Source organism: Pseudomonas sp. Y3 TE3536 (genome assembly GCF_053629175.1).
Genome location: NZ_JBRJHU010000001.1, coordinates 3,412,390 through 3,433,590, shown reverse-complemented (window position 1 = coordinate 3,433,590; position 21,201 = coordinate 3,412,390). Strand labels below are relative to the sequence as shown.

The following is a 21,201-nucleotide window of genomic DNA, read 5'->3' as shown; positions in this document are numbered from 1 at the left end:
TCGAATAGCTCAGCTCAGCGATGCCGCTTGCTGCAGGTTCAATGAACGGGTTTCCGGGGCCAGGGCGACAGAGACGGCCAGGCCGACAAACGTGACGGCGGCGGCGGCATACATGGTTGCGCCGATGCCATAGTTGTCGAGGGCGATGGGTACCAGCCAGGTACCGACAGCAGCACCGACCCGCGACATGGAGGTGCCCACGCCCACGGCGCCGGCACGGATTTCGGTGGGGAACAGCTCGTTGGGATAGACCAGTTGCAATACCTGGGCACCGCCGATGAACAGTGCATAAGCACCGAACAGCACCAGGATCAGCAGCTCGCTGCCATGGCTGAACGCCGCCAGGCCCAGCAGCGCCAGCCCCGACCAGAAGAAGCTGTGCAGCAGCGTGGTGCGCCGACCGAGGGTGTTGAGCAGGCGGGTGCCGATGATGCAACCGACCACGAACAGGAAGGTGATGGCGACCGAACCGATCGATGCCCAGTCACCCTTGAGGTTGAGCGCGCCCAGCACTTTCGGGGCGAAGGCGTACACGGCGAACACCGGGATCACCGAACAGGTCCAGAACAGGGTGACGAACAGCATGCGCTTGCCATAACCGGAGTGCAGCAGGCTGAGAAACGACAGCTTGCGGGCCTTGGGTTCTTCCGGCAGGTTGCGCAGCGAGAAGCCATTGCCATAGACCCGCTTGATCACCTGTTCGGCCTCGGCCGAGCGGCCCTTGCTGATCAGCCAGCGTGGCGATTCCGGGGTGCCCAGGCGAATGGCGAACAGCAGCGCGCCAATGACCGCCGCACTGGCCAATACCAGGCGCCAGGCATCATCGCCACCGTGGCGCAGGATCGCCTCACCGACCATGTAGGCGGTCGCGGCACCGGCGAACCACAGCACCGTCAGGGTGGCCAGGCGCGGGCCGCGGTTCTTCTTGGGCAGGAATTCCACCAGCAGCGAGGTGGCCACCGGGTACTCGATGCCCACCGCGATGCCGATGGCAAAACGCAACAGGAACAAGGCCAGCGCCGACTCCACCCAGAACTGCGCAAGTGACGACAGGATGAACAGGGTCGGGCCGACGAAAAACACACGCTTGCGGCCAAAGCGGTCGGTCAGCCAACCGCCGAAAAAGCCGCCGAAGAAAATGCCGATCAGCGCCGAGGCGGCGATCATGCCCTGCCAGAAGCTGGTCAGGCTCAGGCCCGCGGACATTTGCACCATTGCCACGCCGATGATGCTCAACACATACCCATCGACGAAAGAGCCCCCGCCGGAGCGCAGGGTTAAAAACTGGTGAAAACGGTTGATCGGTACATCTTCAATCGAAATATTCGGACTTGTCATTGTTGTTCCTACCACTTCTTCTGCATGCACGTTTTCAAGGCGAGCGCGTCCGCGAAACTGAAAACAGCCTTCAGCCCCGGGTCATCGGACATGACATCTCGATCATCAATTTCGGGCAAAGCGCGCCCGTGCCGGGCAAAGCCGCCCGACGTCAAATATTCAATGGTCTAACTTACAAAACGATCAGCTTTCTTTGCCCGCGCGCAGTTGCCCCCACATCAAGTTGGCGTTCAAGCCCAGGGATACCAAGGGCTGCGGTGGATTCGCGCAAGGCCCGGGGGCATTGAGCAAAAACTCGATAAGTTCGTTTTTGTCACCGGCCAGCCAGTCGGCCAGCAACTTCCCGGTGACCGTGCCGCGGGTAACACCCAGGCCGTTACAACACAGCGCGCCGACCACATTGGGCGCCAACTGGCCAAAGAACCCCATGTGATTACGCGACAACGCCAGGGCGCCGCCCCAGGTGTATTCAAAGTTCACGTCGGGCAACATCGGGAAGCGACGGGCAAAGGATTCGCGGTGGCGTTGAACGAAACGGTCCAGGTACTTGCGGTTGCTGCGCCCGTCCGGGTTGAAGCTGAAGCTGTTGCGCACCAGCAGGCGGTTGTCGACGGTACGCCGCAGGGTGGTGCCGAATGGGTCGGCGGGGATCACGCCCCAGTAGGGTTTGCCACCCAGGCGGGCCTGCTCGTCTTCGGTCAGCGGGCGGGTGATGCTGCCATAGGTGAACACGGGCAACATGCGGCCCTTGAGGAAGCCGAAGCTCATGCCAAAGGCATTGGTGGTGAGCACCAGCTTGTCAGCAGTGATCGAGCCCTTGGCGTGGCGCAGTACCACTTTGTCGCCGTACTCGACGTCAGTGATCGGCGTGTGCTCGTACAGCGAAACGTTGCTCGGCAAGCTGTCGGCCAGGCCTTTGACCAGCGCCGAAGGCTGCAGCAACGCGGTACCCGGCGTGAACAAACCCTTACGGTAGAAGTGCGTGCCGATGTGTTCGGGCAGATCGCGACCTTCGATCACTTCATAGGGCTGGCCGAGTTTGTCCAGGCCTCGACGGTAGGCATCGAGCACGGCAATGCCACGATCCTCGACAGCGGCCTGGTATTTGCCACAGTGCCGAAACTGGCATTCGATGCCATGGCGCTCAATCAGTTCCTTGAGGTACGACTGCCCACCCAGGTTGAGTTTGAGCACGGTCTTGGCAGTATCGATGTCGCCGATGTAGTCCTCGGCGCCGATGTCATGGGGCAGGTCGATGGCAAAACCGGCGTTGCGCCCGGAGGTGCCAAAACCGACTTCCTGGGCCTCGACCAGCACAACCTCGTCATGCGGAAAGTTCGTTGCCAGCTGGCGCGCAGCGGCCAGCCCGGTGAAGCCGGCACCGACCACCACCCAGCGCGCCTGGCTATGGCCACTGTGGGCCGGCCGTGGTGTGCGGGGTGTGCTCAGGTGATACCAACCACAGGTGGCATCATCGGCAGGTAACGAGCTTATTCTTGTCATGTCACTAACCTGGATCTTGTTGTTGACGAGCGATCAGCGCCAGTGGCGACGACCTGGAAACCTCATATCTGAATCGGTACATCCAGCCCTTGCGGTGCGGCGTATTCAGCCATACGCCGGCGCGACAGCTCGAAGTGCTCACGCACCAGTTGCCCGGCGCGCGCGGGGTCGCGGCGTTCGATGGCATCGATCATCTGGTCATGCTGGTCGCAGGCGGTTTCAAGGTCCTGTTGCATGTCATCAGTGGTCGGGTGGCGATAAAAAATCTTGCCCAGGCGGGCATGGTCGATAAGCAGGCGGCGCAGGCTCGGCATCAGGTAGTCGTTGTGCGCCATCCTGCCGATTTCCAGGTGGAAGGCGTCGTTGTAGACCACCCGGTTTTCTACATCACGCGCTTCGATGGCCTGGCGAAACTGCGCCTGGATAGCCTTGAGCGCCTCGATTTCCGCTTCGCTGGCGTAGGTAGCGGCCAACTGGGTGGTGGCGATATAGATGAGCGGCGCCGCGACGAAAAAGCTGTGCAGCGAATCGTGGTTCATCGCGGCAACCCGTGGCGCGCGGTTGGCCTCGAGCTCGATATAGCCTTCGGCGGCAATCTGGCGCAGCAGCTCACGCACCGGTGGGCGCGACAGGCCAAACTCGTCACACAGGGCCAACTCGTCCACCACAGCGCCGGGGGCCAGTTCCATGCTGAGGATCCGGCGGCGCAGCGCTTCGGCGAGGACGGCCTTGCGGTCCTGCGGCGCTTCTTCGCTGATGGCTTGAACGGTGGCTTTCATGGCGGCCTTCTTTGTTGTCATAGCGCTGTGTCTACTATTTGTATAACGACTATAGGGCACTGTTAGACAATGTGTCTACAGCATTTTCGATGAGCGGTTGAATCTCTGGACCGCCCGTATTTAAAGGGCTTCGCGGTTTTAAAGGGTGAGATTAAACACCTGGCCCGCTGCATTGCCAAACCGGACAAATAACTGCCCAGACAAGACATTTTTCAGGTGCTGGCGCTGAATGGCAATGCACAGGCCGTGCGCCTGGCAACCATTCGGCACAGCGAATGAACGGCTGCGACCCCCCTGCGGTCAGCTGCTTACACTTCATACGGAGGGCTTGCCATGCTCGATATCCATTCCGCTGCGGCGTCGCCGGAGCACAATGTCCAGGGCCTGGAAAGGGTCGGTTCGCTGGCCGGCGGGGCGCTGATGTTCAGCAAGGGGCTGCGCCATGGCGGCCTGGTCGGGTTGCTGCAGATGGTGGTGGGCGGTATGGCCGTGGCGCGCGGGGTCAGCGGGCATTGCTCGACCAAGGCCTGGTGGCAGCGGCATCGTCAGGAATACAACCGGTTGCGCGCGGACATCGAAGACAGTGCAGCGCAGTTGCAGGCGTTGAAGGCGAGTGCCAAGGCAGCTACCCGCGGGGTGACGGTGACAGGAAAGGACCCGTTGACTGGCCTTTGATTTTGTTTTTGCCTGTGCCGGCCTCTTCGCGGGGCAAGCCCGCTCCCACAATTACCTCACTGATCCTGAGAGCAGTGCATTGCTCCATTGGTCCTAAGAGCAGTGCATTGCTCCAGTGGCCCTCAGAGCACTGCATTGCTCCATTGGTCCTAAGAGCAGTGCATTGCTCCATTGGTCCTCAGAGCAGTGCATTGCTCCATTGGTCCTAAGAGCAGTGCATTGCTCCATTGGTCCTCAGAGCAGTGCATTGCTCCATTGGTCCTCAGAGCAGTGCATTGCTCCATTGGCCCTCAGAGCAGTGCATTGCTCCATTGGTCCTCAGAGCAGTGCATTGCTCCATTGGTCCTCAGAGCAGTGCATTGCTCCATTGGTCCTCAGAGCAGTGCATTGCTCCATTGGCCCATTGGTCCATTGGTCCATTGGTCCTCAGAGCAGCGCAATCCTGTGGGAGCGGGCTTGCCCCGCGAAGAGGGCGGCAGAGGTGACACAAATCGCTAGCGCAACACCTTGCTCTGCAACACCTCAGACCGCCGCCCCAGCACACGCTCGCTGATCTGCACGAACTCCTCGGTGCTGACACTCGGCAAGCGCATCAGCGCCCGCGCCACGTCATCCAACGAACGCTTGGCCTGGGTGTGGATGCGGATCTCCTTGTCCAGGGCCTGCAGCAACAGCACCCCTCGGGCAACCTGCGCCGGGTTGGCCTGCTCTCCCTTGAGCTGGGTAACCTTGGCAGCCTGCTTGCTCAAACGCGCCTGCCAGGCCTCGTAGCGGTCATCGCTGACCCCGCCTGCCCGGCGCAACAACTCACTGGCGTAGTAATCAGTCAGGCTCTCGATCAGCCAGTCACTGCCTTCACGGCCATGAATCTGCGCAAACAGTTGCACCAATTCGCGCAACAACGGGCTGCTGCCATTTTCGCTGATCATCGGCCGGGCACTGTGCATGTACAGCGACCCCTGCGCCGCCATCGCACCGCGCCACATGCCATCCCGGGCGCCGACCAACAGCAGTTTGGGTGGGTTACGCGGGAACACGGCCTGCAATTGCGGCCAGACGAACGTCAGCAGGGTCAGGCTGTCCATGCGCCGCATGCCCTGCCCGACTGGCGCGGCAACGGTAACTTCAGTCTCGCCCAGCCGCGCCCGGCGGCTGCCCAGGTCTCCCGCCAGCATCCAGCCCGTGGGGCGGTCGAACAGGCGCGAGACGTTGTCGATGCGGAACTTGTCCTTGCCAATGCGCGGCCAGGAGGTTTCGATGCTTTTCCAGCCTTCTGGCAGGTCGAACCACAGGCGTGCCACCAATTCGGTACCGTCCTGCTGATCGAGGCGCGCGGGCGGTACCAGTTGGTCGCCGAGGAACAAGGCCCAATGGGGCGTGATACGCGACGAATAAGCGCCACTGCGCAGCTTTTGGTCCAGTTGCACGCGGTAGCTGAGGCTGGTCTTGCCGGGCGCCGGGTGCCACACACCGCGCTCGCCCTTGTCTGCGACTTGCCATTGGCCGTCAGCCTGGAAGCCACTGTAAGTACCGGCCTTGCCCAGCTCGAAGTCGAGGCTGCGCACGCTGCTGCCTTCGGCCAGGGTCAGGCGCACTTCGGCCTGGCCATTGGCTGGCAACAGGCGCACGTGATAATCCAGGTCGACTTTCTTCGCCCAGGCCGGCGAACAGGCCATCAGGCTCAGCAGCAACAACAGCTGGCAACGCATACAGAAACTCCTTGTTTCCCAGAGGCGACGGGGCGCGCCGGTCAGCTGGCGCGAAAAATCAGGTGGTCTTCCCAGTCGTCTTCATCGACATCATGCTCACTGAGCATACGCCCTGACTGGGAAATACGCTGTTCATGGACCTGCTGGCGATCGCCGCAGATCAAGTGGTGCCAGTCAGGCAGGTCCTTGCCTTCGCTGACCAGGCGGTAACCGCAGGTGCTTGGCAGCCACTTGAACTGGTCGGCCTTGCCTGGGGTCAGCTGGATGCAGTCGGGCACGTGGGCGAAGCGGTTGGGGTAGTCGCTGCACTGGCAGGTGTCGAGGTCCAGCAGTTTGCAGGCAATGCGCGTGTAATAGATGCTGTTGTCGTCCTCGTCCTCGAGCTTTTGCAGGCAGCACAAACCGCAGCCGTCACAGAGCGATTCCCACTCTTGCGGGCTGAGTTGTTCGAGGGTTTTGCGCCGCCAGAACGGCGCGCTGTCAGCGATCATCACACGGGTTTCCTGCATTCATCATCAGTGCGCGGCGCGCGGCGGCGCCAGTCTAGAGCCTGGCCTTCGGCAAAGCCAGACCGCTTGTCAGTCATGACGGGACGCAGTAGCGTGCGGTTTTCCCATCCGCTTGCAGGAACAGCCATGAGCGCCACCCCCCGTATTGCCGATTACGCCATCAACGAGCAGTTCATCAACCGCTGGTCGCCACGGGCCTTCACCGCCGAGCCGATCAGTGAGGAGACCCTGCTGAGCTTTCTGGAAGCCGCGCGCTGGGCGCCTTCGGCGTACAACTCGCAGCCTTGGCGCTTCCTCTATGCCCGTCGCGACACAGCGAACTGGGAGCGTTACCTGAGCCTGCTGGTGCCGTTCAACCGCAGCTGGGCGCAACAGGCGTCGGCGCTGGTGCTGATCATTTCCAAAACCACCTTCGCAGCGCCTGGCGCCGCTGAAGAAAGCCCTGCCCTGTGGCACACCTTCGACACCGGCTCCGCCTGGGGGCACTTGGCCCTGCAGGCCAGCATCAGCGGCTGGCACACCCACGGCATGGCTGGCTTTGACAAGGAGCTGGCACGTAGCGAGCTGAAGGTACCGGAAGGCTACGAGCTGCATGCCATGGTGGCGATCGGCAAGCTGGGCGACAAGGCGACCTTGGCTGAGGCGCTGCAGGCGCGTGAAGTGCCAAGCTCGCGCCGGCCGCTGAGCGAGCTGGCGGCTGAGGGGGATTTTAGCCTCTAAGCATTTTTGTGGGCTGTACCGGCCTCTTCGCGGGGCAAGCCCGCTCCCACAGGTATTGCGCCATCCCTGTGGGAGCGGGCTTGCCCCGCGAAGAGGCCGGTACAGGCCACTAGCAATCAGTAACCCCGGGCGAAATCCACTTCCCCGCGCAACCCCTGCCCCGCCTCATACGCCCGCACATTCTCGACAAACAGCCGCACCATCGCCGCCGGCGAGGTGGGCGCCGAGCTGTGCCCGGTCAGCAGTAACCCCCAGGCGGTCCAGAACGGGTGACGCTGGGGCAGTGGCTCCTGGCGGCACACATCGATCACCGCGCCTGCCAGATGCCCCTGCTTCAGTGCTTCCACCAGGTCGGCATCGACCACCGCCACTCCACGCCCGGCATTGATGAACAAGGCACTGGGCTTGAAGCGCTGGAACAGCGCCGCATCGTACAAATCGTGGGTGGCAGGCGTGTCCGGCAGCAGGTTGATCACGTAGTCGACCTGCTCGACCATGCGCGGCAGGTCCGCCAGGGCCGCCACTTCGACGAACGGCAGCTGCTCGCGGGCGCTGCTCGCGACCCCGTACAGGGTCACGCCGAATGGCAGCAGAAACTCCGCCACACGTTGGCCGATATCACCGGTGCCGACGATCAGCACCTTGCGCCCCTCAAGGGTGCGCCCTGGGCGGTCGTCCCAGCGCCGCTCGACCTGGCTCACCAGGCGCGACAGCACCTCGCGTTCATGGCCGAGCAGGTAGGTGAGCATGTACTCCGCCATGACCTGGCCAAAAATGCCGACTGCGCGCGTCAGGCGATAGTCCCGTGGCAAACCCTCGGCCAGCAACGGGGTGATGCCAGCCCAGGTCGACTGCATCCAGGCCGGCTTGTGGCCCTGGCGCAGCAGGCTCGCCAACAAGTCGGGCTGGCCCAGCCACACCGGGCACTGCGGCGCCTGCAGCGCCAGCTCGGCAGAGTCGCTGCTGGTCAGGATTTGCAGGTCAGGGGCCGCTTCGCCCAGCAGCTGGGTGTACTTGGCATGATCCTGTTCGGCGATCAGAACGCGCATCGTGAAAACAACCTTGGCAGACAACGAAAGCGGCCCGACAGGCGGGCCACTTGGCGAATGAGAGGAACCGGGCCTGAGTCAGACCGGGTCGTTACGGCGCAGCAGCTCTTCGGGCAGGTGCTCGATGTACTCATCCTCGGCCGGCGGCATCTGCAGGTGATAGCCCTGGTTGTCGAGGTTTTCCAGCACTTTGGTGATGTCCTCGCGCGCCAGCTTGCGCTCGGGGCTCAGCACCAGGTCGAAAGCATGCACGGGGGTGCCGAAGAACGGCAGCAAGGCCTCGGGCACGCGCTCCAGGCCTTCGGCCTTGAGCACATACAGGTACATTTCGTTCTTGCGGGGGCTCTTGTAGATCGAGCAAATACGTTTCATCGGGTCTCTCCGGCGCCTGCCAGGTTGTCCAGCAGGGCCTGGCCCATGCGCTCGCGACGCCAGCCGCGCAGCGAATCGGGCAGTTGATAGGGGCCATTGGGGTAGCCGCTCTTGAGCAGCGCTTCCAGGGTTTTCTTGCGCAGCATCAGCTCGGGGGCAATGCCTAAGCGCTCGCCTTCGGCCTGGCCGATGGCGCGCAGTTGCTTGAGGATGCCGGCCGCTTCGATCGGCAATGGCTCAGGCAAAACCTGCGGCCACTGATCGGCGGGCAGGCTGGCAGCACGCTTGATCAGCTGGACGAGAAACTCCCCGTCCTGGCGGATGGTGCGCGGGTGCATCTCGTCGATCTTGGCCAAGGCCGACAAGTTAGAGGGCTGGGACTTGGCCATCGGCCACAGCGAGTGCTCTTTGAGGATGCGGTTGCGCGGCACGTCGCGGTTGCGCGCTTCGCGCTCACGCCAGGCGCACAGCTCGCGCAACACGGCCAGCTGCTGGGGCGCCAGCTTCCAGGCCAGCTTGACGTCGCGGTACAGGCTCTCGGGCTCGACTTCCCGGCGCAGCTGGGCCACCAGCTCGGCGCCGTCTTCCAGCACCCAGGCGTACTTGTCATCGGACAGGCGCGGGCGCAGCGCGATGAACAGCTCGGCCAGGTGCACGGCATCTTCGGCGGCGTAGCTGACCTGGGTGTCGGACAGCGGGCGTTGCAGCCAGTCAGACCGGGTTTCGCCCTTGGGCAGCTCGAGCCCCAGCACGTCCTGGACCAGGCGCGAGTAACCCATGGAGAAACCCAGGTTCAGGTAACCGGCGGCCAACTGCGTGTCGAACAGTGGCTGTGGCAGCTTGCCGGTCAGGCGCAGCAGCACTTCGAGGTCTTCGCTGCAGGCGTGCAGCACCTTGACCACGCCGCTGTCTTCAAGCAGCTCGCCCAGCGGCTGCCAGTCCTTGATCAGCAGTGGGTCGATCAGAAAGGCACGTTGACCGTCGCCAATCTGGATCAGCCCCGCCTTGGGGTAGAACGTGTCTACCCGCATGAATTCGGTGTCGAGCGCTACGAAGGGCAGTTGGCGCCACTTTCGGCAGAGGTCGGCCAGGGTCTGGTCGTCACGGATCCAGTGAATTTCGATGGCCACGAGGCTCTCCCACTAACATTGGCGCGCAGTATATACGGCGCGGGCACTGCGGGTGAAACCTGCGCCATCCCTGGAATAGATAAACGGTGGTGTAAAAGCCATGCGCGATCAGCGCTTGGCGGCCAGCCACGGCCTGCAGCTGGCGAACATGTCCAACGATTGCTGGTAGACCTCGGTGCGCACCTGCAACAGGCCGAGCATCGAGTGGAACAGGTTGTCCTGGGACAGCGGCGCATCGCTGAGCTTGGCCAGGCAGTCGGTGTCCAGGCCAAAGTCCTCTTTGTAGCTGTCGGAGAACCAGGTCAGCAGTGGCACGTGCTTCTGCTGCTCCGGGGCGATGGGGTAAGGGGTGCCGTGCAGGAACAGGTTGTACTCACCCAGCGACTCACCGTGGTCGGAGAGGTAGATCATCGCTGTGTCGACCTTGTCCTGTTTACTGCGCAGCGTGTCGATCAGCGACGCCAGCACCTTGTCGGTGTAGGCCAGGGTGTTGTCGTAGCCGTTGATGATTTCCTGCTCGCTGCACTGGTTCAGCGCATTGCTCTGGCACACCGGGGCGAAGCGCTCGCCGGCGTTGGGGTAGCGCTTGAAGTACTCGGGGCCGTGGCTGCCCATCTGGTGCAGCACCAGCACGGTGTCCTTGTCGAGGTTGTCGATCAGCTCGCCCAGGCCCTGCAACAGGATCTCGTCATGGCATTCGCCGTTGGCGCACAGCGCCGGGTCGGTGAGGTTGCTGACATCGATGAACTGCACCCGATCACAGGTGCCCTTGCAGCCCGACTGGTTGTCGCGCCACTGCACGGCCAGGCCTGCCCGCTGCAGGATATCCAGCAGCCCTTCGCGGTTTTTCGCCACGCGCGCGTCGTAGTCTTTGCGCGGCATGCCCGAGAACATGCAGGGCACCGACACGGCGGTTTCAGTCCCGCACGAATGCACATCGGAGAAGGCCAGCAGGCCCTGCTCCTTGGCCAGGTTAGGAGTAGTGTCGCGGTCATAACCGAGCACGCCGAAATGGTCGGCCCGCGCACTTTCGCCGACGACCAGCACCGTCAACGACTTGCGTTCATGGTGCTGCCAGGCGGCATCGCGTTTCGCATCCGTACCATAATTCTGGAAGGGCCTGGCCGCAGTACCGACGCGTTCGCTGACATAACCAATGGAGGCACCCACGATATTGCTCGGGGTGAGCATCAGGCGCAGTTCGTGGTGATTGCGAAACAGTGACGACAAGCCCTGGTAGTTGACCAACGCCACCGACCCGAGGGCGACCACACAGGCGCCGCTGACCACCAGCTTGCCCAACAGCTCACGGTGCCAGGCGCGGTAGGCGATCGGTGTTTTCCACAGCACGACCGAGGGCAATACGCCCAGCAACAGTATATAAGCGGCAAACTTAAACGACATCAGGTCGCGCACTTCCGCAACATTGGTCTCTGCCATGTTACGGAACATGCCAGAATCAATAAGCACCCCGTACTGATTCATGAAGTAAGCAACACCCGCGCCACTCATGAACAGCACAATAAGTACCGGCTTCAATACATACCGGAAGGCAAACAAGGTCAAAATCAGGTTGAATGCGAACAGCATCAGCACGGCAAACGCCAGGCTCAGCCAAAGCCCCGCCAACCCTGGCGGAACCACGTGCTCCAGATGCTGCCAGAGAAAGAAATTGAAGCCGATCAGCAGGTACAGGCTGGCCAGCAGCGTGACCCATTCAGTCCGCAGGGATTTAAAGTTGAGCATCAGTGTTCGCAATCAAGAGTGATTATCAGCCCACGGGCCTGTGCGGCACCGCGAAAAGTTGGCTGAACTCTAGAAAGGCCACCATCAATTTTTCGTGAAAAAGACGCCAACAAAACCGTGAGATGGCGTTTTTCCAACATTAAATGAAGTTTATTCAGCCGCCATTCAGCCTGGCAGGCCAAGTTTGCTGCCCGGTTGCGAGAAGGCTGCGCCGGCCTCCCCCAGCTCCCCACCTGCGCAAAGGCGACTATCCTCAAAGGTCAGGACCGTTCGCCAACCCCCACGAGAGGTGAAGAAATGCCCGTTCCGCATGATCTGCTCGCTGACCTGAACATCACTGCCGAGGATTTCCAGAAGCGCATCGACAAAGACCATGACCTGCACAAACTGCACAAGGAGTACAACGCCAAAGACAAGGAAGTGCTGGCCGCTGAAGGTAACGCCAGCACCGATGACACCGTCACCCGACTGCGCAAGGAGCGGCTGCTGATCAAGGACAAGATCGAACGGATCATTCATCCGCCGAAATCTTGAGGGGTTTCTGCTGAATCAACCGGCCCTATCGCCAGCAAGCCGGCGATAGGGCCAGCCGCTTTTATACGCTAGCCGACGCCTTCAACGCCGTATCCAGATCTTCGATCAGGTCCCGATAGTCCTCGATCCCCACCGACAGCCGCAGCAAGTTCTCACTGATGCCCATCACGCCCTTCTGTTCCGGGCTCAGGGAGTTGTGCGACATGCTCCAGGAGTGGTTGATCATGCTCTCCACGCCGCCCAGCGAATCGGCAAGTACGAAGATCTGCAGCGACTCGACCAGGCGATTGAGCGCCGCCCGGTCGCCACCCTTGACCTTCATGGCCACCACAGCCCCGCCCGCACGCATCTGGCGCTTGCACAGCGCATGCTGGGGGTGGCTTTCAAGCCCTGGATAAAACACCTGCTCGATCTGCGGATGGCTTTCGAGAAAACGCGCCACCTGCAGGGCATTGGCGCACTGGCGCTCCATGCGTACATCCAAGGTTTTCAGGCCACGCAGGGCCAGGTAGCAGTCGAACGGGCCCTGAATCGCCCCGACGGCCATGCTGATCTTGCGCAGCCGCGCCAGCAGCGCGTCATTGGCGGCCACCACCACACCGCCGGTGAGGTCGGAATGGCCGCCGATGTACTTGCTTGCCGAGTGCATCACCAGGTCCACGCCCAGGGTGATCGGGCGCTGGTTCCAGGGCGAGCAGAAGGTGTTGTCGATGCAGGTGAGGATACCGCGCGACCGCGCCAGGTCGCAGACCGCCTTGATGTCGACCAGGTGCAGCAAGGGGTTGGTCGGGGACTCGATCCAGATCAGCTGGGTTTCCGGGCGAATCGCCGCGGCCACAGCCTGCACGTCGTTGAGGTCGACGTAAGTGGTGGTCAGCCCCGATGTGTGGCTGCGGTAGTCCTCCAGAATACGGAACGTGCCGCCGTAGACGCCGTTCATCACCACCACGTGGGCATCCTTGGGCAACAGCTCCAGCACCGTTGCCGTGGCGTTCACGCCGGAGGCGCAAGCCACCGCGCCGACGCCTTCTTCCAGCGCCGCGACGCAGCTCTCGTAAGCATGCCGGGTCGGGTTGCCGACGCGGCTGTAGGCATACTCGGGGTTGTCGTCCAAGCTGCGCTTGATGTACGAACTGGCGGTGTAGATGGGCGGGAAGATCGCGTTGTCGGCAACGCTATCCTGCTCGCCGGCGTGGATGGTACGGGTGGCGAAATTACGCGGCTTGTCGGACATGATCCGGTCCATTAACTGAGGTAAGCCTGCAACTATCGCACAACCATTGCCGGCGGCAAGGACGCGCAACGGGGGTCACGCATTTTTCCGGTTTTGCAGTAATCTGGAGAAAATCATTCTCTGGCCAGCCTGTAATCGACATGGACAATTTCGACCAACACATCCTTACCTTGCTGCAGCGCGACGCGTCCATTTCTCTCAAGGACCTGGCCGAGGCGGTAAACCTGTCCACCACGCCCTGCTGGAAGCGGGTCAAACGGCTGGAAGAAGAGGGTTACATCCTTGGCCGCGTCGCCCTGCTCGACCCCACGCGCCTGGGGCTGGGCCTGACCGTGTTCGTCCAGCTCAAGACCCAGCGCCACGACAGCGCCTGGCTGGAGCAGTTTGCCGCGACGGTGACCGGTTTCGAGGAGGTGATGGAGTTTTACCGCATGTCGGGGGATTGGGATTACATGCTGCGGGTGGTGGTGGGTGACATTGCCGCCTATGACCGGTTCTACAAGAAGCTGATCACCCGCACGGACGGGCTTTCCAACATTACGTCGAGTTTTGCCATGGAACAGATGAAGTACACCACCGCTTACCCGGTGCACCGGCCCTAGCGCGATCGTCTGTAGGAGCGGCCTTGCGTCGCGAAAGGGCCGCGAAGCGGCCCCAACAATTTATGCCGCGAAGCTGAAAACCTGGGGCCGCTGCGCGGCCCTTTCGCGACGCAAGGCCGCTCCTACAGAGACCGCGCCTCGATCCGGATCCCCGCCTTGGCTTTCTCTACCCTGATCGCGACGAACTTCGAGGTCGGCGTATACGTCCCCTCGCCATAACTCTCCAGCGGCACCAGCGGGTTGGTCTCCGGGTAATACGCCGCGGCCTGCCCCTGCGGCACGTCATACGCCACCAGGCGGAACCCGGACACCCGCCGTTCGCGCCCGTCCTCCCACAGCGACACCAGGTCCACGTGCTCGCCAGGCTCGAACCCCAGGCGACGGATGTCGGCCTCATTGACGAACACCACCTCACGCAGGCCAAACACCCCACGGTAGCGGTCATCCAGGCCATACAGCGTGGTGTTGTACTGGTCGTGCGAACGCAAGGTCTGCAGGATCAGGTCCGGTTTGTCGCCACGGGCCAGCACCTGGGCATTGACCAGTTGCTCCGGCAACTGGCTGGCACTGAAACGCGCCTTGCCGGTGGCGGTACGCCACGTGCGATCCGCCGCGTTGTTGCCCAGGTGGAAGCCACCCGGGTGCTGCAAGCGCTCGTTGAAGTCGGTAAAGCCGGGGATCACATCGGCGATCATGCTGCGGATGCGGCTGTAGTCGGCAATGGCATATTCCCAATCGATCGGCTGCTTGCCCAAGGTCGCCTGGGCCATGCCGGCCACGATGGCCGGCTCCGAACGCAAGTGTGGCGAGCGCGGGCGCAATTGGCCGTGGGAGATGTGCACCATGCTGAAGGTGTCCTCCACGGTCACGCCCTGCGGCCCGTCGGCCTGCAGGTCGATCTCGGTTCGCCCCAGGCACGGCAGGATGAGCGCATCACGGCCGGTGACCAAGTGCGAACGGTTGAGCTTGGTGGAAATCTGCACGGTCAATGCGCAGTTGCGCAGGGCCGCGTGGGTTCGAGGGGTGTCTGGGGTAGCCTGGGCGAAGTTACCGCCCAGGGCGATGAAGACCTTGGCCTGCCCTTCTTCCATGGCCTTGATCGCCAGCACCGCGTTATGCCCGTGGGCACGGGGCACACGGAACTGGAAGCGTTTTTCCAGGGCATCGAGCAGCCCGGCCTTGGGCTTCTCGTCGATGCCCATGGTGCGGTCGCCCTGCACGTTGCTGTGGCCACGCACCGGCGACAAGCCGGCACCGGGTTTGCCAACGTTGCCGCGCAGCAGTTGCAGGTTGACGATTTCCTGCACGGTGGGCACCGAGTGGCGGTGCTGGGTGACGCCCATGGCCCAGCACATGATGACCCGCTCGGCCTTGCGGTACATGCGCGCTGCCAGCTCGATCTCGGCCTGGGTCAGGCCCGACTGCTCGACGATATGCGCCCAGGAGGTGGCATCCACCGCCGCCAGGTAGGCGTCGACGCCGCTGGTGTGGTCGGCGATGAAGGCATGGTCGAACACCGCCGGTTCACCCTTGGCCTGGGCCTCACGTTCCCATTGCAGCAAATACTTGGCGATGCCACGCATGGCCGCCATGTCGCCGCCCAAGGCCGGGCGGAAGTACGCGGTGTTGGTCGGTTCGGAGCCGTTGCTGAGCATTTCGAACGGGTGTTGCGGGTGCTGGAAGCGCTCCAGGCCACGCTCCTTCAGCGGGTTGAAGCACACCACCTGGGCCCCACGCTTGACCGCCTCGCGCAGCGGTTCGAGCATGCGCGGGTGGTTGGTGCCGGGGTTCTGGCCGATGACGAAGATGGCGTCGGCCAGTTCCAGGTCATGGAACACCACGGTGCCCTTGCCCACGCCGAGGGTTTCCGACATGCCCACACCGCTGGCCTCGTGGCACATGTTCGAGCAATCGGGGAAGTTGTTGGTGCCGTAGGCGCGGACGAACAGCTGGTACAAAAACGCCGCTTCGTTGCTGGCCCGCCCCGAGGTGTAGAACTCGGCCTGGTCGGGCGAATCGAGCGCCTGCAGGTGTTTGGCAACCAGGGCGAAGGCCTCTTCCCAGGAGGTTTCGACGTAGTGGTCGGTGGCCGCGTCGTAGCGCATCGGGTGGGTCAGCCGGCCTTGGAATTCGAGCCAGTAATCGGTCTGTTCGGCCAACGCACTGACGCTGTACTTGGCGAAGAATGCGGGGTCTACCGAGCGACCGGTGGCTTCCCAGTTGACCGCCTTGGCGCCGTTCTCGCAGAACTTGACCATGTCGTTTTCCGGCGATTCGCCCCAGGCGCAGCCGGGGCAGTCGAAGCCGCCGTTCTGGTTGGTCTTGAGCATGGCCCGCAGGTTCTTGAAGGCGTTTTCGCTGCCCAGCCAGCTTTTGGTCACGCTCTTGAGCGCCCCCCAGCCGGCGGCCGCGCCTTTGTAGTCCCTGATATGTTCGTCCTGGCTCATGCGGTGAATCCTCACGCTCGGTGTTTTTTCCAGACTATTGAGCGTGGGGCACAAGCGTCCAATCGAAAGATCTTACGGGCTGATAAGCCGTTTCGATCACGGGCCAGCACTGACAATCCAGATCGCGTCCTGCAGGAGCAGCCTTGTGCTGCGAAGAGGCCGGTTTGGCTAGCCGAGAAGCTGTGGCTGCAATGGCCTCTTCGCAGCACAAGGCTGCTCCTACAGGGGAAATCTCCCATACATGCCAGGGCCTGAAGCCGTGATAGAGCAGATTGATCAACCAGTCGGGGAAAGCAATTTGACGGGGGTGCGGCCAGGTTATAGCTTGGAGCTGAGTCCATCCCATTCGAGCGCAATCGTGGAACAGAACAGCCGGGCCCTGATCGACGGCTTCAACCGGAAAATCGACTACCTGCGGATGTCGGTCACCGACCGCTGCGACTTCCGGTGCGTGTACTGCATGGCTGAAGACATGCAGTTCCTGCCGCGCCAGCAGATCCTCAGCCTCGAAGAACTGTTCCAGGTGGCTGAGCGCTTCGTCGCATTGGGCACCCGCAAAATCCGCCTGACCGGTGGCGAACCGCTGGTGCGCCAGGGCATCGTCGAGCTGTGCGGGCGTATCGCCGCCCTGCCCGGCCTGCGCGAACTGTGCGTGACCAGCAACGGCTCGCAACTCGGGCGCCTGGCCCAGCCGCTGTTCGACGCCGGCGTCTCGCGCCTGAACATCAGCCTCGACAGCCTGGACCCCGGGCGCTTCAAGCAACTGACCCGCACCGGCGACCTCAACCAGGTGATCGCCGGCATCGACGCCTCGCGCCAGGCAGGCTTTCGCAAGACCAAGCTCAACTGCGTAGTGCTCAAGGGCCGCAACGATGACGAACTGGTCGACCTGGTGCGCTTTGCCATCGACCGCGAGCTGGACATCACCTTCATCGAAGAAATGCCCCTGGGTAACATCAGCGAACACCAGCGTGGTGAGTCGTTCTACTCCAGTGACGAGGTGCGCGACCGGCTGGCCGAGCAGTTCACCCTGATCGAGTCCACCGAGTCGTCCCAAGGCCCGGCACGCTACTGGCGCCTGGCCGAAGCGGCGCACACCCGGGTCGGCTTCATTTCGCCGCACAGCCATAACTTCTGCGCCACCTGCAACCGCGTGCGCCTGACCGTCGAAGGCCGCCTGCTGCTGTGCCTGGGCAACGAGCATTCGGTGGACCTCAAGCAGGTCCTGCGTGCCCACCCAGGCAACGCCGAACGCCTGGAAAACGCCATCCGCGACTCCTTGCACCTCAAGCCTTACCGCCATCATTTCGAGGTGGGGGGTGACGTGCAGATCCTGCGTTTCATGAACATGACCGGCGGCTGAACAGCCACCTCTGGATTTCCATGATCGTCCACCCCCGCCCCGATGTGCTGCGCGTGCTGTTCACCCTCAAGGGCTCGATCATCAAGCGCATCGCCCTGCGCTGCCTGATGGTCACCCTGCTGGCCGCACTGATCGTGCTGGTCGAGCGCCACTATCCGGCATTTTTCTACCCGGTCAGCGCCACACCGTTCACCTTGCTGGGCCTGTCGCTGTCGATCTTCATGAGCTTTCGCAACAACGCCTGCTACGACCGCTGGTGGGAAGGCCGCAAGGCCTGGGGCAAGCTGATCATCGAGACCCGTTCGTTCGTGCGCGAAAGCGTGGTGATCGCCGACCCGGCACTGCGTGCCGAACTGTTGCGCAGCCTGTGCGGCTTTGCCCATGCGCTCAACGCCCGCGCTGCGCAACGAGGATGACCTGGCGGCCGCCCGGCCTTGGCTGGCCAACCCCAATGCGATCAGCCCGCACAATGTGTGCGACACGATCTTGCGCGAAGTCGGCGGGCACTGCTCACGGCTGGCCCAACAGGGGCAGATCAGCGATTGGCGCTACAGCGTGCTGGAACAGCGGCTGGTGGGGCTGACCGAAGTGCAGGCCACCTGCGAGCGGATCAAAGGCACGCCGTTGCCGTTCCCCTATACCTTGTTGCTGCACCGCACCATCTACATCTTCTGCCTGCTGCTGCCGTTCGCCCTGGCTGAACCGCTAGGCTGGTTGGCGCCGCTGTTCACCACCATCGTCGGCTATACGTTTTTTGGGCTGGATGCGATTGGCAACGAACTGGAAGACCCTTTTGGGCGCGATGAGAACGACCTGCCTACCGATGCGCTGGTGCGCACCGTGGAGCGCGATGTGCTGGCCGGGTTGGGGGTTGAACCGCTGCCACCGGCATTGGAGCCGGTGGGGTATGTGTTGAGCTGATTCTTTTGCTGCCTGTGCTGGCCTCTTCGCGGGCAAGCCCGCGAAGAGGCCAGCACAGCCAGGGCATTAACCGCGGCTTGCGCAAGCCTCGACAGGCTTCAGGTGCGGCACGAAGTTGCACGGCCGGTGGCGCGCATCCAGTTGCTCGGCCAGGATCCCTTCCCACGCCGTGCGGCAAGCCCCGGTCGAGCCTGGCAGGCAGCACACCAAGGTACCGTTGGCGAGCCCGGCCAATGCCCGGCTCTGAATAGTCGATGTGCCGATATCGAGAATGGACAACGCCCGGAACAGCTCACCAAAGCCATCGATACGTTTGTCCAACAGGCATTCAACGGCTTCAGGCGTACTGTCACGCCCAGTGAAGCCGGTACCGCCGGTGATCAGCACCACTTGCACCTGCTCGTCGGCGATCCAGGTGGCGACCTGGGCGCGGATCTTGTACAGGTCGTCCTTGAGCAGCGCTCGCGCCACCAGACGATGGCCAATTTCCACCGAGCGGCTGGCCAGCAGCTCACCGGAGGTGTCGTTGTCGTAGGTGCGGGTGTCACTGACGGTCAGTACGGCGATGTTGAGCGGTACGAAGACCGCATCGGGTTTGACGCTCACGGTGGGCTACTCCTGAAAGGGCATTGTCACCACGCTAGAGGCACGGCCGGGGGGCGTCCAATCGATATGGCGTACCGGGTGATCAATGACATCTATCGCTGACTTGGTTAAGGTCAGCATAACCAGACGCCAGGCACTCCCATGGACATCAAGCAACTCAAGTTCCTCATCGCGCTCGACCAGACTCGCCATTTTGGCCAGGCCGCAGCGCTGTGCCACATCACCCAGCCGACGCTGTCGATGCGCCTGCGCAACCTGGAAGACGAACTGGACCTGGTGCTGGTCAAACGCGGCCAGCGCTTCGAAGGGTTCACCGAAGCCGGCGAACGTATTCTGGCCTGGGCCCGCACGCTGCTGGCGGCCCACGACGGCCTGCAAGCCGAAGCCGCCAGTTGCCGCGGCCAGGTGGTCGGCAGCCTGCGCCTGGGCACCGTGCCGCTGGCCAGCTTCAACCCGATGCAATTGCTGTTGCCGCTGCGCGAAAAATACCCCGAGCTGCACTTCCAGATCAGCTCGCACAGCACCGAGCAGATCATGGATGGCCTGAGCCGCAACCAGCTCGACCTGGGCATCTGCTACCTGGACCAAGTCAATGCCAGCTTCTTCGAAGTGATCGAGTTGGGCACCACCACCATGGGCCTGCTGCACGATACCCGGCACTTCCAGTTCCAGGCCGACACCCTGCGTTGGGAAGACCTCGGCGATATTCCACTGGGTTTGCTGAGCAAAGGCATGCACTACCGTCAATCGCTGGACCTGAGCTTTCGCAGCCGCAGCCTGGAACCCAACGCCGTGCTGGAAAGCGACTCGAGCTTCCAGTTGATCCAGGCCATCAGCACCGGCGTGTGCTGCGCGATCATGCCACTGGATTGCGGGCTGGAAGACTTGAGCGACCACATGCGCATCCTGCCTATCGTCGACGCCAGCATCCACAGCCCGGTGGGCCTGCTGCTGCGCCGCAGCGAGCCGCGTTCGGCGATTGCCGAGCAGTGCTTTGACGAGGCGCGCGCGCTGTTTCAACCCTCCTGAGCGGCCGTCGCCTGGCGGTACTGGCGCGGGGTGAAGCCGGTCAATTGCTTGAACTGGCGGCTGAAGGCGCTGTGGTCGGTGTAGCCGCACTGCATCGCCACCTCGGTGATTGGCAAGTCGCTGTGCAGCAAGCGATGGGCATGCTCCAGCCGCGCCTTGTGGATCATCTGCCGTGGCGTGAGGTGGAACACCCGCTTGCAATAGCGCTCCAGCTGCGCCACGGAAATACCCGCGATGCGGGTCAGTTCGCCCATGCTGATGGGTTGGTGAAAATGCCGCCGAATGTGCTCATCCACAGCTGCCAGGCGCTGGTAAGCGGGGTGGGTGTCGGCGGCTGACTGCAGGTCGACCGAGATGCCCACCAGGCCGATTATTGCGCCGTCGGGGTTGAGTAAAGGCCGCTTGTGGGTCAGGCACCAACCCGGTTCGCGGCTGCCGTACAGGTGCAGTTCGAGCTGGTCTTGCAGCACCAAGCCATCCTTGAGTACGCGACGGTCCTGCTCGGTGTAGCCGGGGCCCAGTTGTGCCGGGAAGACCTCGGCGCTGGTCTTGCCCAGCAAGGGTTGCAAACGCTTGAGGCCGCAGCGCTGGACCAGGGTGTTGTTAGCCAGCACGTAGCGGGCGTCGGCGTCCTTGATGAAGATCGCGGCGTTGGGGATCGCGTCGAGGATCGGCAGCAGCAGGGAGACCCCGGCGAGTAGGGCCTCCAGGGTGGCGGGGCGGTGCTGGTCCAAGGACTGGTACAGGGTTGCCAGGGAAAGGGCGCTCATCGGGTTGATCTCTAATGGCTTTACTGGCCTCTTCGCAGCACAAGGCTGCTCCTACAGGGACCGCACTGCCTTGTAGGAGCAGCCTTGTGCTGCGAAGAGGCCGGCACTGGCACTGCATCTCCCAAGCCCTTATGCGGTATGGCTTTCAGCCTATCCACGAGCCCA

19 protein-coding genes and 1 pseudogene are annotated in these 21,201 nt (G+C 62.7%); 7 read left to right on the top strand and 13 right to left on the bottom strand.

Annotated elements, in window-relative coordinates:
* Window positions 1–9: 9 nt before the first annotated feature.
* The 3 genes from AB7M33_RS15585 to AB7M33_RS15575 form a co-directional block, all read right to left on the bottom strand.
* Window positions 10–1,338, bottom strand: coding sequence for an MFS transporter (locus AB7M33_RS15585; protein ID WP_238215911.1), 1,329 nt, complete (start codon window positions 1,336–1,338; stop codon window positions 10–12).
* A gap of 183 nt (window positions 1,339–1,521) precedes the next feature.
* The gene (locus tag AB7M33_RS15580) at window positions 1,522–2,841 is read right to left on the bottom strand and encodes an NAD(P)/FAD-dependent oxidoreductase (RefSeq protein WP_265968514.1); all 1,320 of its coding nucleotides are present in this window, start codon (window positions 2,839–2,841) and stop codon (window positions 1,522–1,524) included.
* A 62-nt stretch (window positions 2,842–2,903) separates the two neighbouring features.
* Window positions 2,904–3,620 carry a GntR family transcriptional regulator gene (locus AB7M33_RS15575; RefSeq protein WP_186680931.1) on the bottom strand — a complete coding sequence of 239 codons (717 nt, stop codon included), beginning with the start codon at window positions 3,618–3,620 and terminating at the stop codon, window positions 2,904–2,906.
* Window positions 3,621–3,953: 333 nt separating this feature from the next.
* On the opposite strand from AB7M33_RS15575, the gene AB7M33_RS15570 reads away from it, so the two are divergent.
* A complete protein-coding gene (locus tag AB7M33_RS15570) occupies window positions 3,954–4,295 on the top strand; it encodes a YgaP-like transmembrane domain (protein WP_027594612.1) in 342 nt (113 codons plus the stop codon).
* 494 nt (window positions 4,296–4,789) lie between these two features.
* On the opposite strand, the gene AB7M33_RS15565 is transcribed toward AB7M33_RS15570, so the two are convergent.
* Both AB7M33_RS15565 and AB7M33_RS15560 read right to left on the bottom strand, forming a co-directional pair.
* A complete protein-coding gene (locus tag AB7M33_RS15565) occupies window positions 4,790–6,004 on the bottom strand; it encodes a hypothetical protein (RefSeq protein WP_238215907.1) in 1,215 nt (404 codons plus the stop codon).
* A 41-nt stretch (window positions 6,005–6,045) separates the two neighbouring features.
* The gene (locus AB7M33_RS15560) at window positions 6,046–6,495 is read right to left on the bottom strand and encodes a YcgN family cysteine cluster protein (RefSeq protein WP_027594614.1); all 450 of its coding nucleotides are present in this window, start codon (window positions 6,493–6,495) and stop codon (window positions 6,046–6,048) included.
* A gap of 144 nt (window positions 6,496–6,639) precedes the next feature.
* Between AB7M33_RS15560 and AB7M33_RS15555 the strand changes: the two genes are divergently transcribed.
* Complete coding sequence (locus tag AB7M33_RS15555; protein WP_027594615.1) at window positions 6,640–7,233, top strand: nitroreductase family protein; 594 nt, start codon at window positions 6,640–6,642, stop codon at window positions 7,231–7,233.
* Window positions 7,234–7,349: 116 nt separating this feature from the next.
* On the opposite strand, the gene AB7M33_RS15550 is transcribed toward AB7M33_RS15555, so the two are convergent.
* From AB7M33_RS15550 to AB7M33_RS15535, 4 genes are all read right to left on the bottom strand, one after another.
* A complete protein-coding gene (locus AB7M33_RS15550) occupies window positions 7,350–8,282 on the bottom strand; it encodes a D-2-hydroxyacid dehydrogenase (RefSeq protein WP_186680938.1) in 933 nt (310 codons plus the stop codon).
* A gap of 78 nt (window positions 8,283–8,360) precedes the next feature.
* Window positions 8,361–8,654: a YcgL domain-containing protein gene (locus tag AB7M33_RS15545; RefSeq protein ID WP_027594617.1), complete on the bottom strand. Its 294-nt coding sequence runs from the start codon at window positions 8,652–8,654 to the stop codon at window positions 8,361–8,363.
* Entirely contained in the window at window positions 8,651–9,784 is a 1,134-nt protein-coding gene (rnd, locus tag AB7M33_RS15540; RefSeq protein WP_265970164.1) for a ribonuclease D, read from the bottom strand. The genes AB7M33_RS15545 and rnd overlap by 4 nt, the downstream gene beginning before the upstream one ends.
* A 108-nt stretch (window positions 9,785–9,892) precedes the next feature.
* The gene (locus AB7M33_RS15535) at window positions 9,893–11,530 is read right to left on the bottom strand and encodes a phosphoethanolamine transferase (protein ID WP_454243080.1); all 1,638 of its coding nucleotides are present in this window, start codon (window positions 11,528–11,530) and stop codon (window positions 9,893–9,895) included.
* Window positions 11,531–11,827: 297 nt separating this feature from the next.
* Here AB7M33_RS15535 and AB7M33_RS15530 point away from each other — a divergent pair, with 297 nt between their 5' ends.
* Window positions 11,828–12,064, top strand: coding sequence for a YdcH family protein (locus AB7M33_RS15530; RefSeq protein WP_274885149.1), 237 nt, complete (start codon window positions 11,828–11,830; stop codon window positions 12,062–12,064).
* A gap of 61 nt (window positions 12,065–12,125) precedes the next feature.
* On the opposite strand, the gene AB7M33_RS15525 is transcribed toward AB7M33_RS15530, so the two are convergent.
* A complete protein-coding gene (locus tag AB7M33_RS15525; protein ID WP_454243079.1) occupies window positions 12,126–13,310 on the bottom strand; it encodes a trans-sulfuration enzyme family protein in 1,185 nt (394 codons plus the stop codon).
* Between the two features lie 128 nt (window positions 13,311–13,438).
* On the opposite strand from AB7M33_RS15525, the gene AB7M33_RS15520 reads away from it, so the two are divergent.
* Window positions 13,439–13,900 (top strand): Lrp/AsnC family transcriptional regulator, encoded by a 462-nt coding sequence (locus AB7M33_RS15520; RefSeq protein ID WP_027594622.1) that lies wholly within the window; start codon window positions 13,439–13,441, stop codon window positions 13,898–13,900.
* A gap of 122 nt (window positions 13,901–14,022) precedes the next feature.
* Here AB7M33_RS15520 and AB7M33_RS15515 read toward each other — a convergent pair whose 3' ends face one another.
* On the bottom strand, window positions 14,023–16,347 hold the full coding sequence (locus AB7M33_RS15515) for an FdhF/YdeP family oxidoreductase (protein WP_454243078.1): 2,325 nt from the start codon (window positions 16,345–16,347) through the stop codon (window positions 14,023–14,025).
* Window positions 16,348–16,705: 358 nt separating this feature from the next.
* On the opposite strand from AB7M33_RS15515, the gene moaA reads away from it, so the two are divergent.
* Together moaA and AB7M33_RS15505 are read left to right on the top strand one after the other, a co-directional pair.
* Window positions 16,706–17,710, top strand: coding sequence for a GTP 3',8-cyclase MoaA (gene moaA, locus AB7M33_RS15510; RefSeq protein WP_454243077.1), 1,005 nt, complete (start codon window positions 16,706–16,708; stop codon window positions 17,708–17,710).
* Between the two features lie 20 nt (window positions 17,711–17,730).
* A pseudogene (locus tag AB7M33_RS15505) lies at window positions 17,731–18,631 on the top strand (bestrophin family protein).
* A gap of 66 nt (window positions 18,632–18,697) precedes the next feature.
* Here the strand turns inward: AB7M33_RS15505 and moaB are convergent.
* A complete protein-coding gene (moaB, locus tag AB7M33_RS15500) occupies window positions 18,698–19,237 on the bottom strand; it encodes a molybdenum cofactor biosynthesis protein B (RefSeq protein WP_099430188.1) in 540 nt (179 codons plus the stop codon).
* Between the two features lie 141 nt (window positions 19,238–19,378).
* On the opposite strand from moaB, the gene AB7M33_RS15495 reads away from it, so the two are divergent.
* Window positions 19,379–20,266, top strand: a complete 888-nt coding sequence (locus AB7M33_RS15495) for a LysR family transcriptional regulator (protein WP_238215891.1) — start codon at window positions 19,379–19,381, stop codon at window positions 20,264–20,266.
* Here the strand turns inward: AB7M33_RS15495 and AB7M33_RS15490 are convergent.
* Window positions 20,254–21,036: an AraC family transcriptional regulator gene (locus AB7M33_RS15490; protein WP_099455060.1), complete on the bottom strand. Its 783-nt coding sequence runs from the start codon at window positions 21,034–21,036 to the stop codon at window positions 20,254–20,256. The two genes, AB7M33_RS15495 and AB7M33_RS15490, sit on opposite strands and share 13 nt — an antisense overlap.
* Window positions 21,037–21,201 lie beyond the last annotated feature (165 nt).